The 17747-nt window shown below is 24.3% G+C and carries 12 protein-coding genes and 4 pseudogenes; 5 read left to right on the top strand and 11 right to left on the bottom strand.

Going from position 1 to position 17747, the window contains the following annotated elements; genetic code table 11:
* Nucleotides 1–25: 25 nt before the first annotated feature.
* From BBIDN127_RS06200 to BBIDN127_RS06190, 3 genes are all read right to left on the bottom strand, one after another.
* On the bottom strand, nt 26–1132 hold the full coding sequence (locus BBIDN127_RS06200) for a plasmid maintenance protein (RefSeq protein ID WP_014023084.1): 1107 nt from the start codon (nt 1130–1132) through the stop codon (nt 26–28).
* 155 nt (nt 1133–1287) lie between these two features.
* On the bottom strand, nt 1288–1614 hold the full coding sequence (locus BBIDN127_RS06195; RefSeq protein WP_014023083.1) for a hypothetical protein: 327 nt from the start codon (nt 1612–1614) through the stop codon (nt 1288–1290).
* 149 nt (nt 1615–1763) lie between these two features.
* Nucleotides 1764–2717: a hypothetical protein gene (locus BBIDN127_RS06190; RefSeq protein WP_014023082.1), complete on the bottom strand. Its 954-nt coding sequence runs from the start codon at nt 2715–2717 to the stop codon at nt 1764–1766.
* Between the two features lie 227 nt (nt 2718–2944).
* Between BBIDN127_RS06190 and BBIDN127_RS06185 the strand changes: the two genes are divergently transcribed.
* A complete protein-coding gene (locus BBIDN127_RS06185) occupies nt 2945–3523 on the top strand; it encodes a hypothetical protein (protein ID WP_014023081.1) in 579 nt (192 codons plus the stop codon).
* 161 nt (nt 3524–3684) lie between these two features.
* Here the strand turns inward: BBIDN127_RS06185 and BBIDN127_RS06180 are convergent, their stop codons facing one another.
* Nucleotides 3685–4368 (bottom strand): hypothetical protein, encoded by a 684-nt coding sequence (locus BBIDN127_RS06180; RefSeq protein ID WP_014023080.1) that lies wholly within the window; start codon nt 4366–4368, stop codon nt 3685–3687.
* An 867-nt stretch (nt 4369–5235) separates the two neighbouring features.
* Entirely contained in the window at nt 5236–6051 is an 816-nt protein-coding gene (locus BBIDN127_RS06175) for a virulence associated lipoprotein (RefSeq protein ID WP_014023079.1), read from the bottom strand.
* 413 nt (nt 6052–6464) lie between these two features.
* Here BBIDN127_RS06175 and BBIDN127_RS07740 point away from each other — a divergent pair, with 413 nt between their 5' ends.
* Complete coding sequence (locus tag BBIDN127_RS07740) at nt 6465–6653, top strand: hypothetical protein (protein WP_014023078.1); 189 nt, start codon at nt 6465–6467, stop codon at nt 6651–6653.
* Between the two features lie 2152 nt (nt 6654–8805).
* Nucleotides 8806–8976 (top strand): hypothetical protein, encoded by a 171-nt coding sequence (locus BBIDN127_RS07990; protein WP_014023073.1) that lies wholly within the window; start codon nt 8806–8808, stop codon nt 8974–8976.
* A gap of 718 nt (nt 8977–9694) precedes the next feature.
* On the opposite strand, the gene BBIDN127_RS06155 is transcribed toward BBIDN127_RS07990, so the two are convergent.
* From BBIDN127_RS06155 to BBIDN127_RS06135, 5 genes and pseudogenes are all read right to left on the bottom strand, one after another.
* Complete coding sequence (locus BBIDN127_RS06155; protein WP_014023072.1) at nt 9695–10597, bottom strand: P12 family lipoprotein; 903 nt, start codon at nt 10595–10597, stop codon at nt 9695–9697.
* Between the two features lie 801 nt (nt 10598–11398).
* On the bottom strand, nt 11399–12253 hold the full coding sequence (locus BBIDN127_RS06150) for a complement regulator-acquiring protein (RefSeq protein ID WP_014023071.1): 855 nt from the start codon (nt 12251–12253) through the stop codon (nt 11399–11401).
* Nucleotides 12254–12798: 545 nt separating this feature from the next.
* Nucleotides 12799–13137, bottom strand: a pseudogene (locus BBIDN127_RS06145) (class I SAM-dependent DNA methyltransferase); the annotation flags it as partial.
* Nucleotides 13138–13203: 66 nt separating this feature from the next.
* Nucleotides 13204–13501: pseudogene (locus BBIDN127_RS07275) on the bottom strand (plasmid maintenance protein); the annotation flags it as partial.
* A 119-nt stretch (nt 13502–13620) separates the two neighbouring features.
* Nucleotides 13621–13905 carry a TM2 domain-containing protein gene (locus BBIDN127_RS06135; protein ID WP_014023068.1) on the bottom strand — a complete coding sequence of 95 codons (285 nt, stop codon included), beginning with the start codon at nt 13903–13905 and terminating at the stop codon, nt 13621–13623.
* Between the two features lie 300 nt (nt 13906–14205).
* Between BBIDN127_RS06135 and BBIDN127_RS06130 the strand changes: the two are divergent.
* Nucleotides 14206–15164 (top strand): annotated as a pseudogene (locus BBIDN127_RS06130) (S2/P23 family protein).
* Nucleotides 15165–15188: 24 nt separating this feature from the next.
* Here the strand turns inward: BBIDN127_RS06130 and BBIDN127_RS06125 are convergent.
* Nucleotides 15189–15413: pseudogene (locus tag BBIDN127_RS06125) on the bottom strand (plasmid maintenance protein); the annotation flags it as partial.
* 724 nt (nt 15414–16137) lie between these two features.
* On the opposite strand from BBIDN127_RS06125, the gene BBIDN127_RS06120 reads away from it, so the two are divergent.
* Nucleotides 16138–16620, top strand: a complete 483-nt coding sequence (locus BBIDN127_RS06120) for a P52 family lipoprotein (RefSeq protein WP_014023066.1) — start codon at nt 16138–16140, stop codon at nt 16618–16620.
* Nucleotides 16621–17747: the final 1127 nt, after the last annotated feature.

Here is a 17747-nt window from a genome sequence, read left to right as displayed (position 1 = left end):
GCTTTTTATTATTTTGAAATAATAATTAATTTTTATTGATTTTGATGATTCTTTTAAATCCGTTGTTGTTAGAAAAAAGAATGTTTACTCTTTTTTTGTTATTAACAATTATCTTATTTTCTTTTTCACAGTTACTTTGATATTTTTCTTTTAAAGTTTTACTTAAAAATTTTTTTTTAAATCTATTTTCCCAAATTTCATTGAAGTCATTTGTTTTTTCTGTTTTCCCGTTCATCATCCATATTTTTTTACTATATCTACTTTTAAATTCTTTTATAAAATGATTTGAGATGTCTTCAATTTTGTATTCTTCTTTATATTTCTCTATTGCAGATTTTAGGTTTCTCAGTGCATTTACGTATGTTTTTTCATTGTTGCTTATTTTGAGTATTTTTGTTATTTGTAGTTTTTCTATTTTATGAATTTTTATTAACCCGTTTACAATAAATTCTTTGTAAGAAATTTTATTTATTTTTTTGTCATTTTTTTCTATAGAATTCTTTATCTTATTTATATCTTTTATACCTTTAGGTATAACATCTGCAATTGATTCATCTGCAATTGAGTGTTTAGATTTAATATTTTTTATATTATTTTTTTTGGTAGTATGGTTAATCTCTTTAGAAAAATCAGATACTATTTTTTTGTCTTTTAAATATTCTTTTATTTCTTCATTAATTGCATCCTGAATAATTGTAAAACGGTGTTTCCAAAGATTTTTGTTTTGTATATAAAATGCAAAGCTTCCATTATCTTTGCCTAAATGTTTTAGTTTAGTTGTTATTAAGAGTATTTGATTTAAAAATGATATATCATATTCCAAGGTCCTGATTGATATTTTTTTTTTATCTTTTGCAAGACATTTATTAACTATATTGAATATTTCTATTGTGGAATATGTTTTAATTTTGTTGGATTTATAGTATTCTTTGTTTTTAAGTTCAATTGCCCAGCATACCTTGAGTATCCTTTGGTATATGGCCTTTTTTTTGGTTAAATATGATTTTAGTCTTGAGTGTTTTAATTCTATTAAATTAGAGCTTGTGTTTTTTTGATTGTATTTTATAATTTCTTCTAATGTTATAAGATTATTAAAATTTGTATTGACATTATTTTTTATTTTTATTATCATTATATTATCCTGGCTTCTGAAGTTAAATTTGTTGTGGTTTCAGAAGCTTTTTCAATTATTTGGTTTGTATGCTAAGCTTTTACTGTATTACAAACGAAATAATTAGCTTTTTACTATATTTTATAGCAATGGTTTTAAAATGTCAATATGATAGATTATAAAGTATGACCCATTTTTTTTGAAGTAATTTGTATTTCATGTTTTGTAGATTTTCGGCTCATTATTTTTTTTGCTTGCTCAATTCTTAATTGAATTGTTTCTTTTATGCTATTTGTTATAGGCTTAGGTCTTCTAAAGTCCATTAGAAAATATGTGCAAAAATCTTCTAAAAGGTAGGGACGGTTGTCTACATGGATTGCGCATTTTAAAATTTTTGATTTTTTAGATATAGTATTTTTGCTAATTGAAAGATTATAAGAATCTTCTAATATATTTTGGAATTCTTTTAAAGAATAAAGTCTTACACCGTTAATACTTAACATAAATACCTCATAATTTCATTTTATTATATATTGTATGTTAGTTTCAAGGATATTGGGTTATATGTTGAATACTTTTGTTAGAGAGTTTTTTAATAGTTGTTAGATTATGTAGTTTGGATAGATTATAGCAATTTGTCTTACTCGGGAGTTTACAATAATGTGATATTTTTAAGAAATGGGTTTACATTTGAGGCTTGGTTAAAATATTTTTTTTCAATTTTATCCTCTAATAAGGTTATGTCAATTCTGATATAGCTATTTTCTTGTATAATATTGATGTCATTTAATATAAAGTCTAAGCTATTTAAGTATAAATTTTTAGTCAAAAAATTTGTTTTTTCTAAGGAAATTAACCTTATTTTGCCTCCCAATCCATTCTCATTTTCAATAAAAGATCTTAATGTTTTTAGAATTTTTTGTTTGTTGTTGATAGTTTTTATTTGATTTGATTTTGTTAAGATTAGTTCTTCGTAGATTTTTGTGCTCAAATTTAATAACATTCTATTTGTTGTTTTAATGTTTGCATTTAAATTTTCATTGGTTTTTATATCTGCATTATTAATAGTTTTGATATTTGAATAGCTGATTTTTGTTAAAAAGGGAAGTTCAATGGTCTTGTCTATGCCTTTTAGTAGTAAATTAACTTTTTGGTTGTTTGCTTTGTTTTCAAAAAGGTAAGTATTATTATTTTTTATAATAGGAATAAATCCATTCTCTATATTTTCTTTTCTATAAATAGAGCCAAGTATTTTAAGTTCGATTAGGCAAATTTCATCCTTATTGTTAGCTTTTAAATCAATTGCGTAAACCTTGACTACCATCATATCGTAAACTATTTTGAGTTTTTCTTCACTTACATAGTTAATATAAAATTCAAGTTTACCTTTTAGGATGTCTTTTGGTAATTTAGAAAATTCATTTGACCTTAATTTTAAACTAATAATTCCGCCTTTAAATTTTTTAAGCGAGATGTTCTCTTTTGAGTTTATTTGAATAATTTTTTCAAAATTAAGTTCAAATTTCAAAGCTATTGGGTTGATAATGAAGATTTTTTTGTTTTTTACAAAGTAAGTATTAATAATTGACCTTGGGTCAGTATACACGATTTCTCCTATAGATGCACTTTGAAATTTGTATAAATTGGGATTAGATTATATCTAATCTTTTAAATTGGTTTTTGTTAGAACAACACCTAATAATAATGGTTTTTTAATTTTAATTCAAGCTGTAATATTAGAATATTTTATTTGAATTGATTATATTATTTAATTTTCTAATTTTTGAGAAATTTTTTAAAAATAAATATAAGATAAATTAAAGGGAGATTTTAATGAATTCAAAATTTATTTTAAAGTATATTATTTCGGCATTTTTTTTAGTTTCTTGTCAAACTTATCAAATAGCCTATGATAGGTTTTCTCAAGTATTAGATTCCCAATATGATATTGGGGTAAATTATTCTAGAGATGCGATATTTAAGTCTGTAATTTCTATTAAATATGATAAATTAAAAAATAAAAGAGAATATTTTATTTTGGTTAGAGCGCAGTCTAAAAATTCTGGTCAAATAAAGCTTGAAAAGATAATCACAGATACTAGGTTTGAGTCTAAAGGAGAGTTGGTTTCAGAGAACAGCAAACGTGTTGTTTATTATAACGATTTTTATGATTCATATTTTCCTTATGACCATACAACAGTGGTTACTGAAAAAAATATTAAGGTGGAAATTTATAAATTTATTATTCCAGAAAGTGAATTTATAAGATTTGTTGCGTTGGGTAATGATAATATAGCGGCATTTAGAATTTATGCATTTAGGAATGATGTTATTGTAAGTTTTAATAAGATTCCTTTTAAAAAGTTTTTGGACGATTTTAACTTAAAAGTTAAATTACTTGGTGGCAGTTGATTTAAATTTGAACAATTTTTAAGCTTAAGCTAAATGGTGACTGCTAAAAAGGACATAAATTAAGGGTATTTAGGGATAAGCAAGTTTTTTGATATTAATTTATCATAATATCAACTTTAAAATATTTTTAATATTATCTAGTTGTCTAGTTATCTAGTGTGTTAATTTTTTGAAAAATTTATGAATTCTAGAATGGCTTTTTCATTTTTCAGCAAGAACAGCCCTTCTCTTATTCCATTATGGAATTCTTCAAAGGAAATTAAGATTGTTTTTAAATTTTTATCTTTACCCTCTATATTGTCATAATAAAATATAAAGTAGGGCCTCCCTGTAGTATCTTTAAAGCCAAGAAAGTTTACAAATATTGCTGTTTCTTGAAAATCTGTTTTTAAATTGTATGAGTGACCATTTTTGTATAAAAAAATACCATTCCCTTCAAGATTTTTAATTTCTAAATTATTGATTGTATTTTTAAGTCTAGCAAAACTTTCAATTGCTTGTAAAATATATTTTATTGATGAGAATTTGGCATAGTATATGCGGTTATTAATTTGAAATTCTAAAAAGATTCCACATTCATTTCCAGCTCTAATTACATCTTGCTCATTTTTAATAGAAGTTGCAATTTTTTTGTCAATAACAAGATTGATTTTGAATGTAGAAATATGGTTTAGGGTTTTTACATTATCAATTGCTAAATCTTCTGTTAGATAGACTTTATAATTAATAAATATCCCTTTTAGATTTTTGATTTTAGCTTGTTTAAATTCATAGTTTATGCTTTGAGCATATATTGTCAAATTTTTAATCAAAAATATTAAGAATATAAAAGTTTTACTTTTCATTATACATCTTATTACATGATAGCAGTCTTGAATAATTTTAGTAAACCGTTTTTATCTATTAAGGCTGAAAATTTATAAAAAATTTTAGCTATACAAGGAGTTTTTGTTGATTTTTTAAAGAGGGGTCATCTTAAAAAAAATGGCGCGATCCACAGCTTTGCTTCAGGCAGTTTTTGTCTTAGTTTTTTTCTTTATAGAAAAACTCTTAATAAATTTAATTATGATAATGGTCTCCACATTCATTTATTATTAGAAGTTTCTCCTCAATATTCAACCTTCTAAATTTATCAATAATCCAAAGAAAGTAATCTTAAAGATTGATAAAAAAAATATTTTACTTATTTATATAATCATTACATAAACCCTTGTTTTGGCTCTAAATAATATTAGATTTTTTCTGCAAAAATCTAATATTAAAAAAAAATTAAAATACATGGTAATACTCAATTATTGAACTAATAATTGAGTATTAAATATTCTCCTTTTTTAAAATTAAAAGAATTTATTATCAATATTTACTTCATACCATACATTCTTTTAAATGAACCTCTTATCTTTAAGAGGTTTTCTTTTTGTATAGATAAAATAAAAAACCAATTAAATTTTTTAACTTAAATCTATTGCTAAGCAAATATATAAACCGCTTAAGTTATCCTAATTGATAACTTAAGCAAAGAATTATCCACCTATAATTTCCATAAAATTTAGGTTAAAAAGAATATTTAAAGTCAATAAATCAATTTTGCAAACATGCCTTCAACTAAAGTTTATAAAAATTATAGAATAAAAATTCATTATGATCTTTGAGTTAAGCCTATTCTTTATTAAAGAATAGGCTTTTACATTGTGTATATTCCAATACATAATTTAAATGTTATTTATAATTGGAAATATGTCATCTTTTAGCTTTTCTGCTTCTTTCTTTTTTTCTGAGATTTGATTGAAAAGCTTATCTGCATGAGATTTAAGCTTATTTTCATCTGTTTTTATTTGATTTGTATCAGTTTGATAGTCTAATAAAAATTGGCGCATCATTTTTGAGATTGTTGTTTTTATGGATAATACTTTTTCAAACAAATCTTTAAGCTTTTCTAAATTTGAAATCTCTAGGTTTTCTAGATTACCTTTTTTGGGATATAAGGAGGGAACAATCAAGCTAGAAAGAGTGTATTCAATTGCTTCAATAGTGTTAAATATGCCTTGTATTTGGCCTGATAACATCACAATTTCTGAAAATTTCTTTAATTGATTGTCATCAATAGTATTTAAAATGCTGTAAGTGTTTTTTCTATATCTTTTTGCTCTCTCAGTATCAGCAGTTACCTTTTCACCTGGTGATGATGACCAACCCAAGTTTTTAAAAGCCTCTATTCCATATTGGTCTTTAGGTTCTTCTTTCAATTTTTTTTCATATTTTTCGTTATTTGCGTGTGCCTTGTCTATTAAATTTCTTAAATCATTAAGCAGGGTGTTTTTAGGGGCTGTATCATGGTCTTCTTTTTGATTAGTAGAGCTTTCTTCTTGAAGTGGATTTGCTTTTGTTTTGGGGGTTAATCCTTTTTTCTTAGATTTTAATCTTTTTTTGCTAGATTGATACTTCATATCTTTTTGCTTAGTGTTAAAATCTGTATTGCAAGCTAAAAATAAAAAAACAAATAAGCCTGCAATAATTTTATGTTTCATAAATATTCTCCTTACTTAAAATCTAAAATCTAAAATACAATGTTCAATATAATCCAATATTAAGTATAATCCAATATTAAGTATAATATTATATTGATTTCAATATAGAATGTTGAAATTGTCATAATAATATTTTTATTGTGATAAATTTTATAGTATTTTAAGCTTTTTAAAAATCTATTTTGAAATATAGTTGATTAACTATTAATGAATTAATTTATTTATTGAAGTCAGTTATTATGTTCTTGTAATATTAATTTTTATAGAAAAATTTTTATTTAATATCTATAGTTAATCTTTAGATAAGATATCTTTATTTTATAAATAAACCCCTATTAACATTCAGACCTATTGCTTCCATTAAAGCAATAAAAAATTGAAAACATTTTTTTCTTGCACCCACATAGATTATTATGAAAAAACAAGAAAAGCTTTGGTTGAAGCTACCTAAGATAGAATTTTTAAGTTTATTGTGTCTGCACAATATTAATAAAGGCAATGAAATTATTAAAAATGTAGTAGTAGAAAAAGATACCAATAATAAATATTATATTTTATTATCAGTTGAGTCAATAAAAATAATCATCCTAAATATTTGCTAAAAAAATGAAAATAAGCTTAAGAAATGCCAAAGAAAACTATCAGATAAAATCAAATAAAAAAAGAATTTTTACACAAATTGTCTTATTACTTTGTGGTTAATTATAAAAACACAGCAATATATTTATCAATTAAAGGTATAAAAAGTAATGATTGGAAAAAACATTGCTAATTTAAGATAGTATGAGCTTATAAAGCAGCTATCTATAAATCAGAGTATTATGAAAACCATGCATCATACAAGATTTATTAATATTTTTAAAGGGATGGTGGTTGGAGTAGGTAAGTTTTCATTTTTTTATAAACTCTTTTAACTAGGAGGGGGAAATGGATTGGTTTGTTTTCATTAAAAAATGTGAGAGATGCGCTTTGGGCATATTCTATGGGCTTAAAAAAATCAAGTATGATGAGTTTTGTAGTGATTTTATTTTTGTTAAAATTTTATAAAAAATTGAAACATTTAATAAAGCCCTATTGTGTTGAGATTGGTTTTAAAATCTACAGTATGTTTTTGTATATCCACTTGAGGGCTTATTTGGTGGAGGTATAATAATAAGATTTTCTAAGGAGAACTTTAAGTAATAATTAAGAATGATGCTAAAAATGAAAAGCAATTTTGGTATTAAAGATATTATTGGAATATAGTTTTTTTAATCGAAATTCAGAAAGTGTTGTAATTGGTGATTTTTATAAGCAGTACTGTTTAAAATTTAAGAAGTTATACTTTATTTATCTAAAGCTTGAAGATTTTGATTTCAATGTAAATAAAAAAATATTTGCTTGTATGGCAATTTACATACAAAAGGAGTGCCAATTGGCTCTATTATAGTGCTTAAATGACGGACTTATAAAAGAAGGGAAACTTTAAAATGAAAAAAAATATAATATTCAGATTATTTTCATTAATTACATGGGTATAATTGCTATGTTGCGGAATAATTTTCTCGTTTTGAACAAGCCTCATTTTGATCTATACTATACGCGCACTTGCTTTTGAGTTTGGAAATTTCAATAATAGCAAGTTGCCGAAGTGTGTAGGGCAAGGAGCCTAGTTTGGCAGCTTCAAAAGAATTGGGAGGGGGGGGTAGAGCCCTAGTGGATGTGTATCGTTATTGTAGTGCCCGAAAAGCTATCATAGAGTTAAGCTATATAAGCTTAAAAGTAAAGTTATTTTAGATTTTTTTAAACATTGTAATCTTTCATATCAATATAGCTTGTGACAATATTTTTGATTTATCTTTAAATCAATTAATATATCTTTTATAAATTGAGAAAATTCCATTTTTCTATCACAATACTTTTTTACAATTATAGTTTTCTTTATTTAATTTGAAACAAGGCTACATATTATCGCAACCTTGTTTTAAATTAAAAATAATATTAAGAATTAGTACCAAATGCCATTTTTATCAATGGTGCTTTGTGCTTCTTTAAGAGAATCTTTTGTCAATAGGATTGAGCGCGCTATTGCTTTATATGCTTCGTATGAATTAGATTATTTTTTAATCTTTAAAATTAAATTTTTATTTTTGTTTTAATATCATTTAATTTTCTTTTTGTATGTATTTCTCTTGTATATGCAAAATTTTCTGCCGTCTTTACACTTACTTGACTTTAATTTAATAAAGTCCTAAGATCTTTTTCAAGGTTTTCTTTTGTAAACTTTTTGGCTTCTTCTCTGGCTTTGGCCTTAGTAGAGCTTTTGTCAAGGTGTGTAGAATACATTTGGGTTTGCTGTGTTGAAAATAATGTATAATTATCGTATATCTTAGCAATTGTGCTAATTGCTGAATTTGCATTATATTTAGTGTCTTCTAGATAAAATTCATATCGATTGCTTAATTTTATTTCCTCATCACAACCTTCTTCATATTCATCATTTTCTTAAAAAAAATACTGATCATAATCTTCTTCCGCTATTTCATCAATACATGAAATAGCGGTTGAGCCTGAAATAGTTTATAAGTCATTCTTTGGTCTTAAATCAGAATCTATAGTAAAATCAATTTCATTGCTTTCAATAGTTTTTTCAATTCGCCACTTTCACGGAGAAGGGAATTTAAACTCCCTTGAGTCATTATTTAACTTTGGGATTACTTTTTGGTTTTATCAGTTGTAATTTATTCATAAGATATGAAATAAAAGAGGAATCTCTTGGTTTGTTTGATAAAAGAGAGCTCTATTTTAGACGCTACTAAGAAATCCGTTAAAAAAACTATTAACAAGAAGGATAAAGGCAAGGTTGTTAGAAATAAAGGAAAAGATAAGGAAACAAAAAAAGACCCATCTACTCGTAGTGTAAAGAGGGAGGAAGACTGCCAATAATAGCAATTTATTACAAAAAAACGTAATATCAGAAAAAGAAAGGTTAAAGCCTGAGCCATTAAGAGAACAATCTGGGCCTAGAAAAGAAAAAATACAAAAACAACAAGACAACCATAAAGGGTTTACTTTTAATTTCCACGCTTTTCTCCTTCAAAGTTAATGTTAACTTTAAAGCATTTTAATAGGGATTCCCAAAAATTAACAAACCAATAGGGGAGGATAGGGGAGGATAAATTACTTTTTGTTAAGTTTTAGAAACAGATTTTGCAAAATAACTTCTAAATGAAATTGAAAAAAGTTTAAATGCAGCTATAAGCTTAAAAGTGAAGCAATTTCTTTGATTGCAAAGATAAAAAGTGATCACAATAAAGACAACCAAGCATATCCAATTGTAAAGATTATCAAACATACCAAGCGTTATAAAGTATATATTCAAAGCTTTATCTACTAGTTTCTTAAAATTATTAATATCTCTTTTAAAAATTATTTATTTTTTATCTTTGCATATAAATAACTATAAAATCCAAATTTTTAAACCCCAACTATTTTATATTTTAAATACATTCTATTAAAAATATGAATTTCTAATATATATATCAGTGCATCTGATTTTAATATTTATTTTAAATTTATTTAAAAAGAGAAGAATAAAATAATAATGCATTAAGTTTCTCATTGTTTAAATGTTAGTCTTATAAAAAATATCTTTTTATTTTTTTCATTTCTTAAAATTTGCTAGAACAGATTTTGCTTCTTGAATAAGTTCCTCTACCTCTTTCTTTCTTCCCATTATTTGACCTATCGCAATAGAAGAAGTTTCTAATTGTCTTAAGGCGTTTTCTGCTTCATTTCGTGCCTTTTTTGCCAACAAATTACTATTTTTTTTTCTTGACCAATTACTATGTTTGTTTTTTAATCTTTCAGCAATAGCTTCTTTTAAAGTTTTTTGGGCCTTCTCAAAAAAGTATTTTGCAGATGTTCTTTCGTTAAGTCCACTTTCTAATTTAATTCTGAGCTCATCAATATCAGCTCTTTTTTTATTTAAATTATTGTTCAATTGTCCCAATTGGGTTAGTTTTTGTCTTTCTATATTATTATGTTTATGTTTTTTTGCATTATTCTGTCTTAAATGCCCCCATAATTTATTTTTAAGTTCTAAAATTGCATAATAAACAGTATGAAAACTAGATTCTAATTGCTCATATTCATTTTTAAGTTTATGTTCGTCATCAATTAATTTAGAAAATTTTAAATCTACAAGTGCACTTTTTACGTCGCTAATTACTTTCTCTGCTTCCTTTTCTTCATCAGTACTTGGAGATAAATCTTCTTCTTTTATTTCTATTTCTTTTTGAGGATAATATGGGAAATTTAAAATCACCAGGTTCTCTGCATTAACAGATTCTACAGGATCAGCTTGTACTATTTGTTTCTCTCTTTCTTCTAGATATTGTTCAACGATTTTTCCATCTTTTTGAGTTTTCTTTATAGACTCTGAATCTTCCTTTTTTGCTATAAACCTTTCTTTTGTTTTACTCATTAATTCATTAAGGGAGCTTGTATTACATGATAATAAAATTAACAACATTAACATGTATATCGCTAAAATAATTTTTTTCATATTTTATCCTCTTATAATATTTATAGACTGCTTAATTTTTATAAATTCATAGCCATCTAATATAAATGTATTGCCACTCACCATAAAATACTAAACACAGGTCTCTTCTTAATACAAAAAAATATTCTGTACCCACTTATTAAAAGTCCTCTTGAACTATCTTGTTAGATAATAATTCAGCATATTAACCTTAAGCAATACAATATATTAATATATAAAATCTATAAATCACCATTAAATAATAGAAACTAGTAGCTGGTGCTCTTAGTTTCTGTTATTTAACTTTATTTTTTTACTACTACTTACCTTTTAATTAAAAAACCAATCTTATAATTATTACTTAAATTATTTATTTTTTCCTTGTTAAGATTGACCAAGAATTGTTGTCTTGGTAGAGATTGTGGGCTTTGCAATTGTATAGTACACAATTAAGCGCATCTTTAAACAACTTATTTATTGCTATGTTTAAAGCAATAAGATTTTTTGTTCCTTTGTATTTATCTTGAAATTAAAGAACCATTTTGCCCGTTACTATTACTATTTTTCAGCAATGGAAAACTTTGTTTATAATTTTAATATTAAGCCTATATTTAATTCTTCGTCACAATTTTAATTATTGGTATTTAAATCGGGTATATTATATGGTAAAGATAATATATCTAATATTATTATTTTATGCTAAAAAGATTAAGTTCTTATTTTGTGTTTTTAGTTTGGACTGATTGCATGAATAAAAAAAAGAGAAGAATTAACTTCTCTTTTTAAAAAATATCAAGTGTAACTTATTAATTTCTGTTTAGACTAATCAGCTTGATTTAGTAGATAAAGGGGATGGGAATATTTCTCCTTTATGTGGTTTGCGAGCGCTGCATCATTTTTTTTAATGTTTCCAGAATTTTTATTGTAAGCCGCAATAGTTTCGTTTAAAGCTTTTACAAAATTTTGTTTTATCTTTAAATCCTGTTCTGTTTTTTGTAGTAATTCTTCAGCGTTTTTTTTGCTTAGAGTGGGTAATATATTTTGTATTTTTGTTAAATGCCTGTCTTCTATTTGAAGTTGAATATTCTTTGATGTTTCAAGGAATTTGCCAGCTATTGTTCGGTTATCATAATTTTTATCAAGTTTTTCAAGAATTTCTTTTAATGTCAATATTTTTTCTGTATCGTAATTTAGGGATGAGTAAATTATTTTTTTTAATTTCATTTTTTCACGATGCATAAAATAATCATCGTTTTGAAGTTTGAAAGTGTCTAGGAAATCATATTTTGTATCAATTTTAGCTATTTGTATATTATCTTGTTTTTCTTGAGTTTCCAGGTCCTTGCCAATTTTTTCTAATTTTGAGGTTGCAGTTTGTTCTTGGGAGTTTTGATTTGAAGATTTTGAATTTTGAGATTCATTTTCAAAATTTTGGTTATTTGTTGATAGATTTTTTGTTGAATTTTCCGATAGATTTTCTGAATTGGTGTGGCTGTTTGGTTTTTTTAGATTTTTCGAATTGGCACGGGTTTTTGTTTTTTTTAGATTTCTTGTAGTGGTGCGGCTTTTTAGTTTGTTTGGATTAACATTGCCAAGAGGTGCACATGATATGCAAATTGAAGTTAATATTGCTGTAATAATGTTAATCTTAGATTTATTTAATTTAGGGGTTTTCAAAATATTCTCCTTACAAATTTAAACTAATAAATATTAATTTTAATTCAAAATAATAATATTACAATTTAATAATAATATCAAATAATTTTAATATTTTATTGAATAATTTAACAAAAAATAACAAAGAATTTTCCATCTAAAATTTCTATGAAATTTTAGTGGAGACAAATTGGCCAATAAATAGATTTGTTTTGGTTTTGAATATACTTTTTGACGATATCAATAAGGGAATCTTCATGTCTAAATAAAAAATATTTTTTTATTATAAATCTTGAAGTTACTGTTGAATGATGTTTCTGTTAACATTTTTTTCTATTTTCAATATAGTTTTAGTGTAATAAGACGGGTAACTATTTGTTTGAGCTGTATAAGTGGTGGTAGCCTCATCTTTTAATGCCCAAATTTCATGGAAAGATTGAATATTTGTTTGAGGCCCATTGCTTTATAAAAAATCCATTTACATTGTTTACAAATTTTTTCCATATATTATTAATACTAACCATACATAATAAAAGCAGAAGATTTATTAAAAATTATCACTGGCTTTTAACCTTATTTTCTGCGAATAATCCTCCATTAAATATAGAAAACTTTATTGCACCACTTCCTTTATCAAGTAAATTGAAAATTGTTATTAGTTTTTTATATCCTAATTTATTTTTTGTATTTTCATCATAAAAAAAATATCTAAAAGATATAGAAGATCTGTATAGCTTATTTTCTTCTAATATTTTCTTAAAAATTTCATTATCTTCAATATATGCAATAAAAAATATTCTTAAAATAAAAATAATTGATTCTTCAAGCATGCTAGCTAAAATATGCCCGGTAATTTCTTTGCATAACACTTTAACTTCTTTGTCATATATATTTTTTGCAATTTTAACGGTTTATTTATATATTTTTTAGTTTTAATTGTTCTTTATTAGGTCCATGAGGCGACATAATGCATTTTCAATAATAAAGTGGGGGTTTATATTTGTAATTTTCGTATATTTTTTGAAAATTTATTTCTAATTGTTCTGAATTGTATCCACTTTTTTCTAATTCTTTTTGAGTGTTGCATAGAATTTCCTTTAATTTTTCTTGTTTTCCTTTAATTAAAGATTTAGGAAAATGCATATTTTTATTTTTTAATTTAATTTCAGTTTTTTTTATGATTTTAAGTGTTACAATTATAGTATCTTTATCAACATCTAAATTTAATAAAATTGAAAGAATTTCTTTACATGAAAAGTTGCATTTATTTCTTTTTATTGGATCTATGAGGAGCTATAATGCGTTTACAATATATCTGGATTTTCTTTTAAGAATTTAGTTTGCTAGGCAATATTAAGAAAAACAAAACTAACTTGTAGTCTTGTTTTTTATTTACATTCAAACTTGTTTGTTGCTATTCTAATAAGATCGATTAAAGCTCCAACATATAAAAATCCAAATGTAAATAGGTATAACATACCAGTTCCTATTTTACCTACATAAAATCTGTGAACTCCTAAATAACCAAGAAATAAGCATAGTAAAAATACCACAAGTTTATTGTAGTTTTCGGTTTGTTTATTTCTGACCCCGCAAGAAATACAAATCTCAGCATCTTTTTTAATTGTCTTGCCACAAGAATGGCAATATATTTCGTCAACAGCTTTTGACATAGTTTTACACTCCTTTTGAAAATAAAACATCCCCAATTAAAAGTATTTAATATAAGTAAGTTATATTTTTATATATTTAAATTTAATGAATATTATAAATATAGATCATTGTTTAGAGATATAAAGAAGTTAACAGTTTATGTTAATTAAATTAACAAATTGCTTTACTATAGATAAAAATTAAAATAGTTTAGTTTACTGGAGTATTTATCTATGTTAAAAGTAAACGCACGGCGTATAAAGCCCCTACCAATCTAATAGGGGAGAGGATTTTAAGAATTACTTAAAGTAAAAAAAAATATGAAAAATAGTATAATCATATTAAATATATTTTTCTTTATATCATTTTTTTATTCTTGTTTTTTAGTGCCAAAATCTTTAAAAAAGATAGACTCTGAAATTTTGGGGTTTGATGGAAATAAAAAAAATATTAAAGATAAAGATAAAGATAAAGATAATGATAATGATAATGATAATGATAAAGATAATGATAATGATAAAGATAATGATAATGATAAAGATAATGATAAAGATAATGATAATGATAATGATAATGATAATGATAATGATAATGATAAAAATATTTCTTGTGTTAATGAAGTTTCTAGATTAAACGAAATAAAAGTGGGAGAAGTTTATGGGGGATTATTTGCAGGTTATGTTGTATGGGCAAAATCTGGTAATTTAATCGCTATAAAAGATAGATACAATAATTTAATTAAAGATCTTGAAGGACTTAAGTATTCTTATATTTTTTCACCTATTCAATTTAAACGAGCTTTATCATGGTTTGGTAATAGCTATAGCTATGTCATTAATGATAATAAGTATAAAATATTAAATAATATTGTGCCCATAGCTAAAATAATAGCGTTTGAGTCAACTAAAGAGTTTGAAGAAAAGTATGAAGTTAAAAACTTAAAATTAATTTCTGCAGGATCAAACATTGATTTTGAGCAATATAGAACTGGTGTTGCTAAAATTAATTTAAAAGAGCGCTCAATAGAGTTTGGATATGTTAATTCATATAATTTTGGAGTTTTTAATGACGATTTGACAAGTTCTTTTAAACTTATTTATAAGAAAAGTGGTGTAGCCATATGCTTGCACATATTACCATAAAAGATAAGCAAATTAATAAAGATAAAACTTATGAAATCGCATTAAATTTAAATTTGTTTGCTGATACTATTAAGTTGATATTTGATAAGTATCCAAATTTATCAAATGAAAAGTTAAATTTTCCTATTAATGAATAATTAATAAATGTGCCATTATAAATCAATTACTATATCTAATTTGTAAAGATAATTTTGCATAGTTCTTAGCGTAGTGGGAGCTTGACCATTTCTTTTTAGATTTTCATTAAAGTAATAGAGTATGTTTTTTTGAGTGTATTTCTTATCTTTTTTGTTTAGATAATCTAGCGTTGAGGTAAGAGATATTAATTTGTATTGGTGTCTGTTGTGACAAGTGGGATTTTTTGTGGTATTTAAAAAACCTTTCATGCTTTTTCTCCTATTATTTGAGCAATTAATTAATTTTAATTGTGCAAAATTTTGATTTAAAAGTAAATACTTTTCTAAAAAAATATTAAATTAAATTATTAATTTTGTTAGATTAATATAAAAATTTTTAATTTAGTAAAAATATAAATTGATTTTAATCCAAAGTTAGACTATGCTACAAATAGCGTAGAGAAATGTTTTAATTTTTTCTGCCTATTATTTGAATTTACAAAAAATAATACAAGGGTTTAGCGAAGTTCTTTAATAAGAGAATTTAGCTAGGCCCTCAATTTTTTTGTAATAACCCCAATTTGATTATCATTTTAAAATGATAGTATTTGTAAATGGTTTAGCCTGCTAAGCAAATATAAAGAATCATTGATAGTCCGAAAAGATAGTCTGAAAAGATAGTCTGAAAAGAAGAATAAGGAAAAGTGGCGTAGTTTACTAGACTATATAAATATGACATAATTAAGTATGTGGAGGATATATATATGAGCAAAAAAAAATAAAAAAAATATTTCTTAATGATAGAATTGAACATAATATTATTGGTAATTTATATAATTTAGATACTAATATTTAAACAAATATAGTTCGAGCAATTTGCAATGCTTGTGTTCAATAAATAATAGAATTGTAAAGGCTAGCTAAAATAATTTCATATAAATTCGTTAACAAATTTATATTGTTTATAAAAATTGTTATATGTTTTTCATTATATATGAAAAACATATTTGTCTACTTAGAATTAAATGCTGTCGAAATTTGTGTTTTAAAAGATATTAAAAGTGTTATTTGTAAGTTTTATGAGCCTATTGTGGATTTAGAAAATGATGTGGAGACAATATCTTTATTGTCTCCACATCAAAGTCGAGACATTTTGAATGAGTTTTTTTTTAGTTTGGGGCCAAAAAAATCTAAAGAATTAATCAACCTATTTCGTAAAATTAAAGTAAAGTTTGGTGCTAATGTGTTTGAAAATGAGGTTTTCATATTCTATTTATGTATTGATGATGTGAATTTTTTTAAACTTTTGTATGTGTTGGATAGAAATAATTTTGACGATTGTGATAGAGACAATTTTGATGATTGTGATAGAGACAATTTTGATGACTTTTCAATATCAATTTATGAGAAATTTCGCTTGGTGAAAAAAAATTTGAAATTACGTTTAGGCAATTATCATGTATATGAGTCATTATGAATTATAATGGGGGTATAGTATTGAATAAAGTTTTTTTGTTTCATTAAGTTTGCAAATATAAAAATCCTTTAAAATATATTTGTAAACTTTTCTTATATTTTTATAAGTGATTTTTATCTAAATAAATTGATATTAAATCTCATAATCTTGCGGAATTAGCAAGCTTACAAGTAAAATACACCCACTATTTAATTTTTACTTGTGGGCTTGCTTTAATTGTAGACTTAACATTATTTTCACTAAAATCAATGATAGCGGTGACTATACCTATATTTGGTAATTCTTGGAGTTCGTCTGTAATAAATTGAATATTTGTTGTAGTTTAAATATTTGTTATAGCTTGAATATCTATTGTAAAAAATAATTTATAATTAATAATATATAATATATTCATTTTCGCCTTTATCAATTATTAAAAGTTTAATGAAATTAAAGAAAATTTAAATTTTAAATTAAATAATTATGGCCTTGATAACTTGTAATTTAGGGGTAATTGTATTACCCCTAAATTAAGGCTTTTTTGTTTTTGATTTTCAAGATTAATTTAACAATATTTATTGTTAAATTAATCTTAAGGGCTATTATTCATAGATACGATAATTGTTTTAATGTTTTTTTAAGTCTACATATATATTAAAAAAATTTTGTATATTTGTAGATTTTCTTATATTTTTATTTATCAAAAATTTTATAAAGTATGTGGAAATTTATAATTGAAACTATTAATATATTTTGTATTTGTAATTTGGTGTTGTTGTAATAATATTAATTATTATGAGTAATATACAAGATTTAGGTTTTGTATGTTGCGGCAAAGGGGGCAGTTTTTTGTGTAAATTTTGTTGTAGAAAATTTTGCATTAATTTGTGCATACTCTATTCTAGAGTATGCCTCCTTTTTATTAAGTTATTGACTTTATTTTTTGCACTGATTTTTTGAAGAGCTGTCCTCTATATGTGATTTTTAGAATACAATTTCATTGTTGTCAATGAGTTAGTTATACCTTTTAATTTATAGAGCGATCTTTGTTCCTAAAAAAGGAAAAAATATCAAGTTATATTGTATTATAAATAAATAAATAGGGGCAAATATCTGCTCTACAGCTTTATACTAAAAAAAACTAATTT

Source organism: Borreliella bissettiae DN127 (assembly GCF_000222305.1).
Classification (GTDB): domain Bacteria; phylum Spirochaetota; class Spirochaetia; order Borreliales; family Borreliaceae; genus Borreliella; species Borreliella carolinensis.
This window is presented reverse-complemented; position numbering and strand designations above follow the sequence as displayed.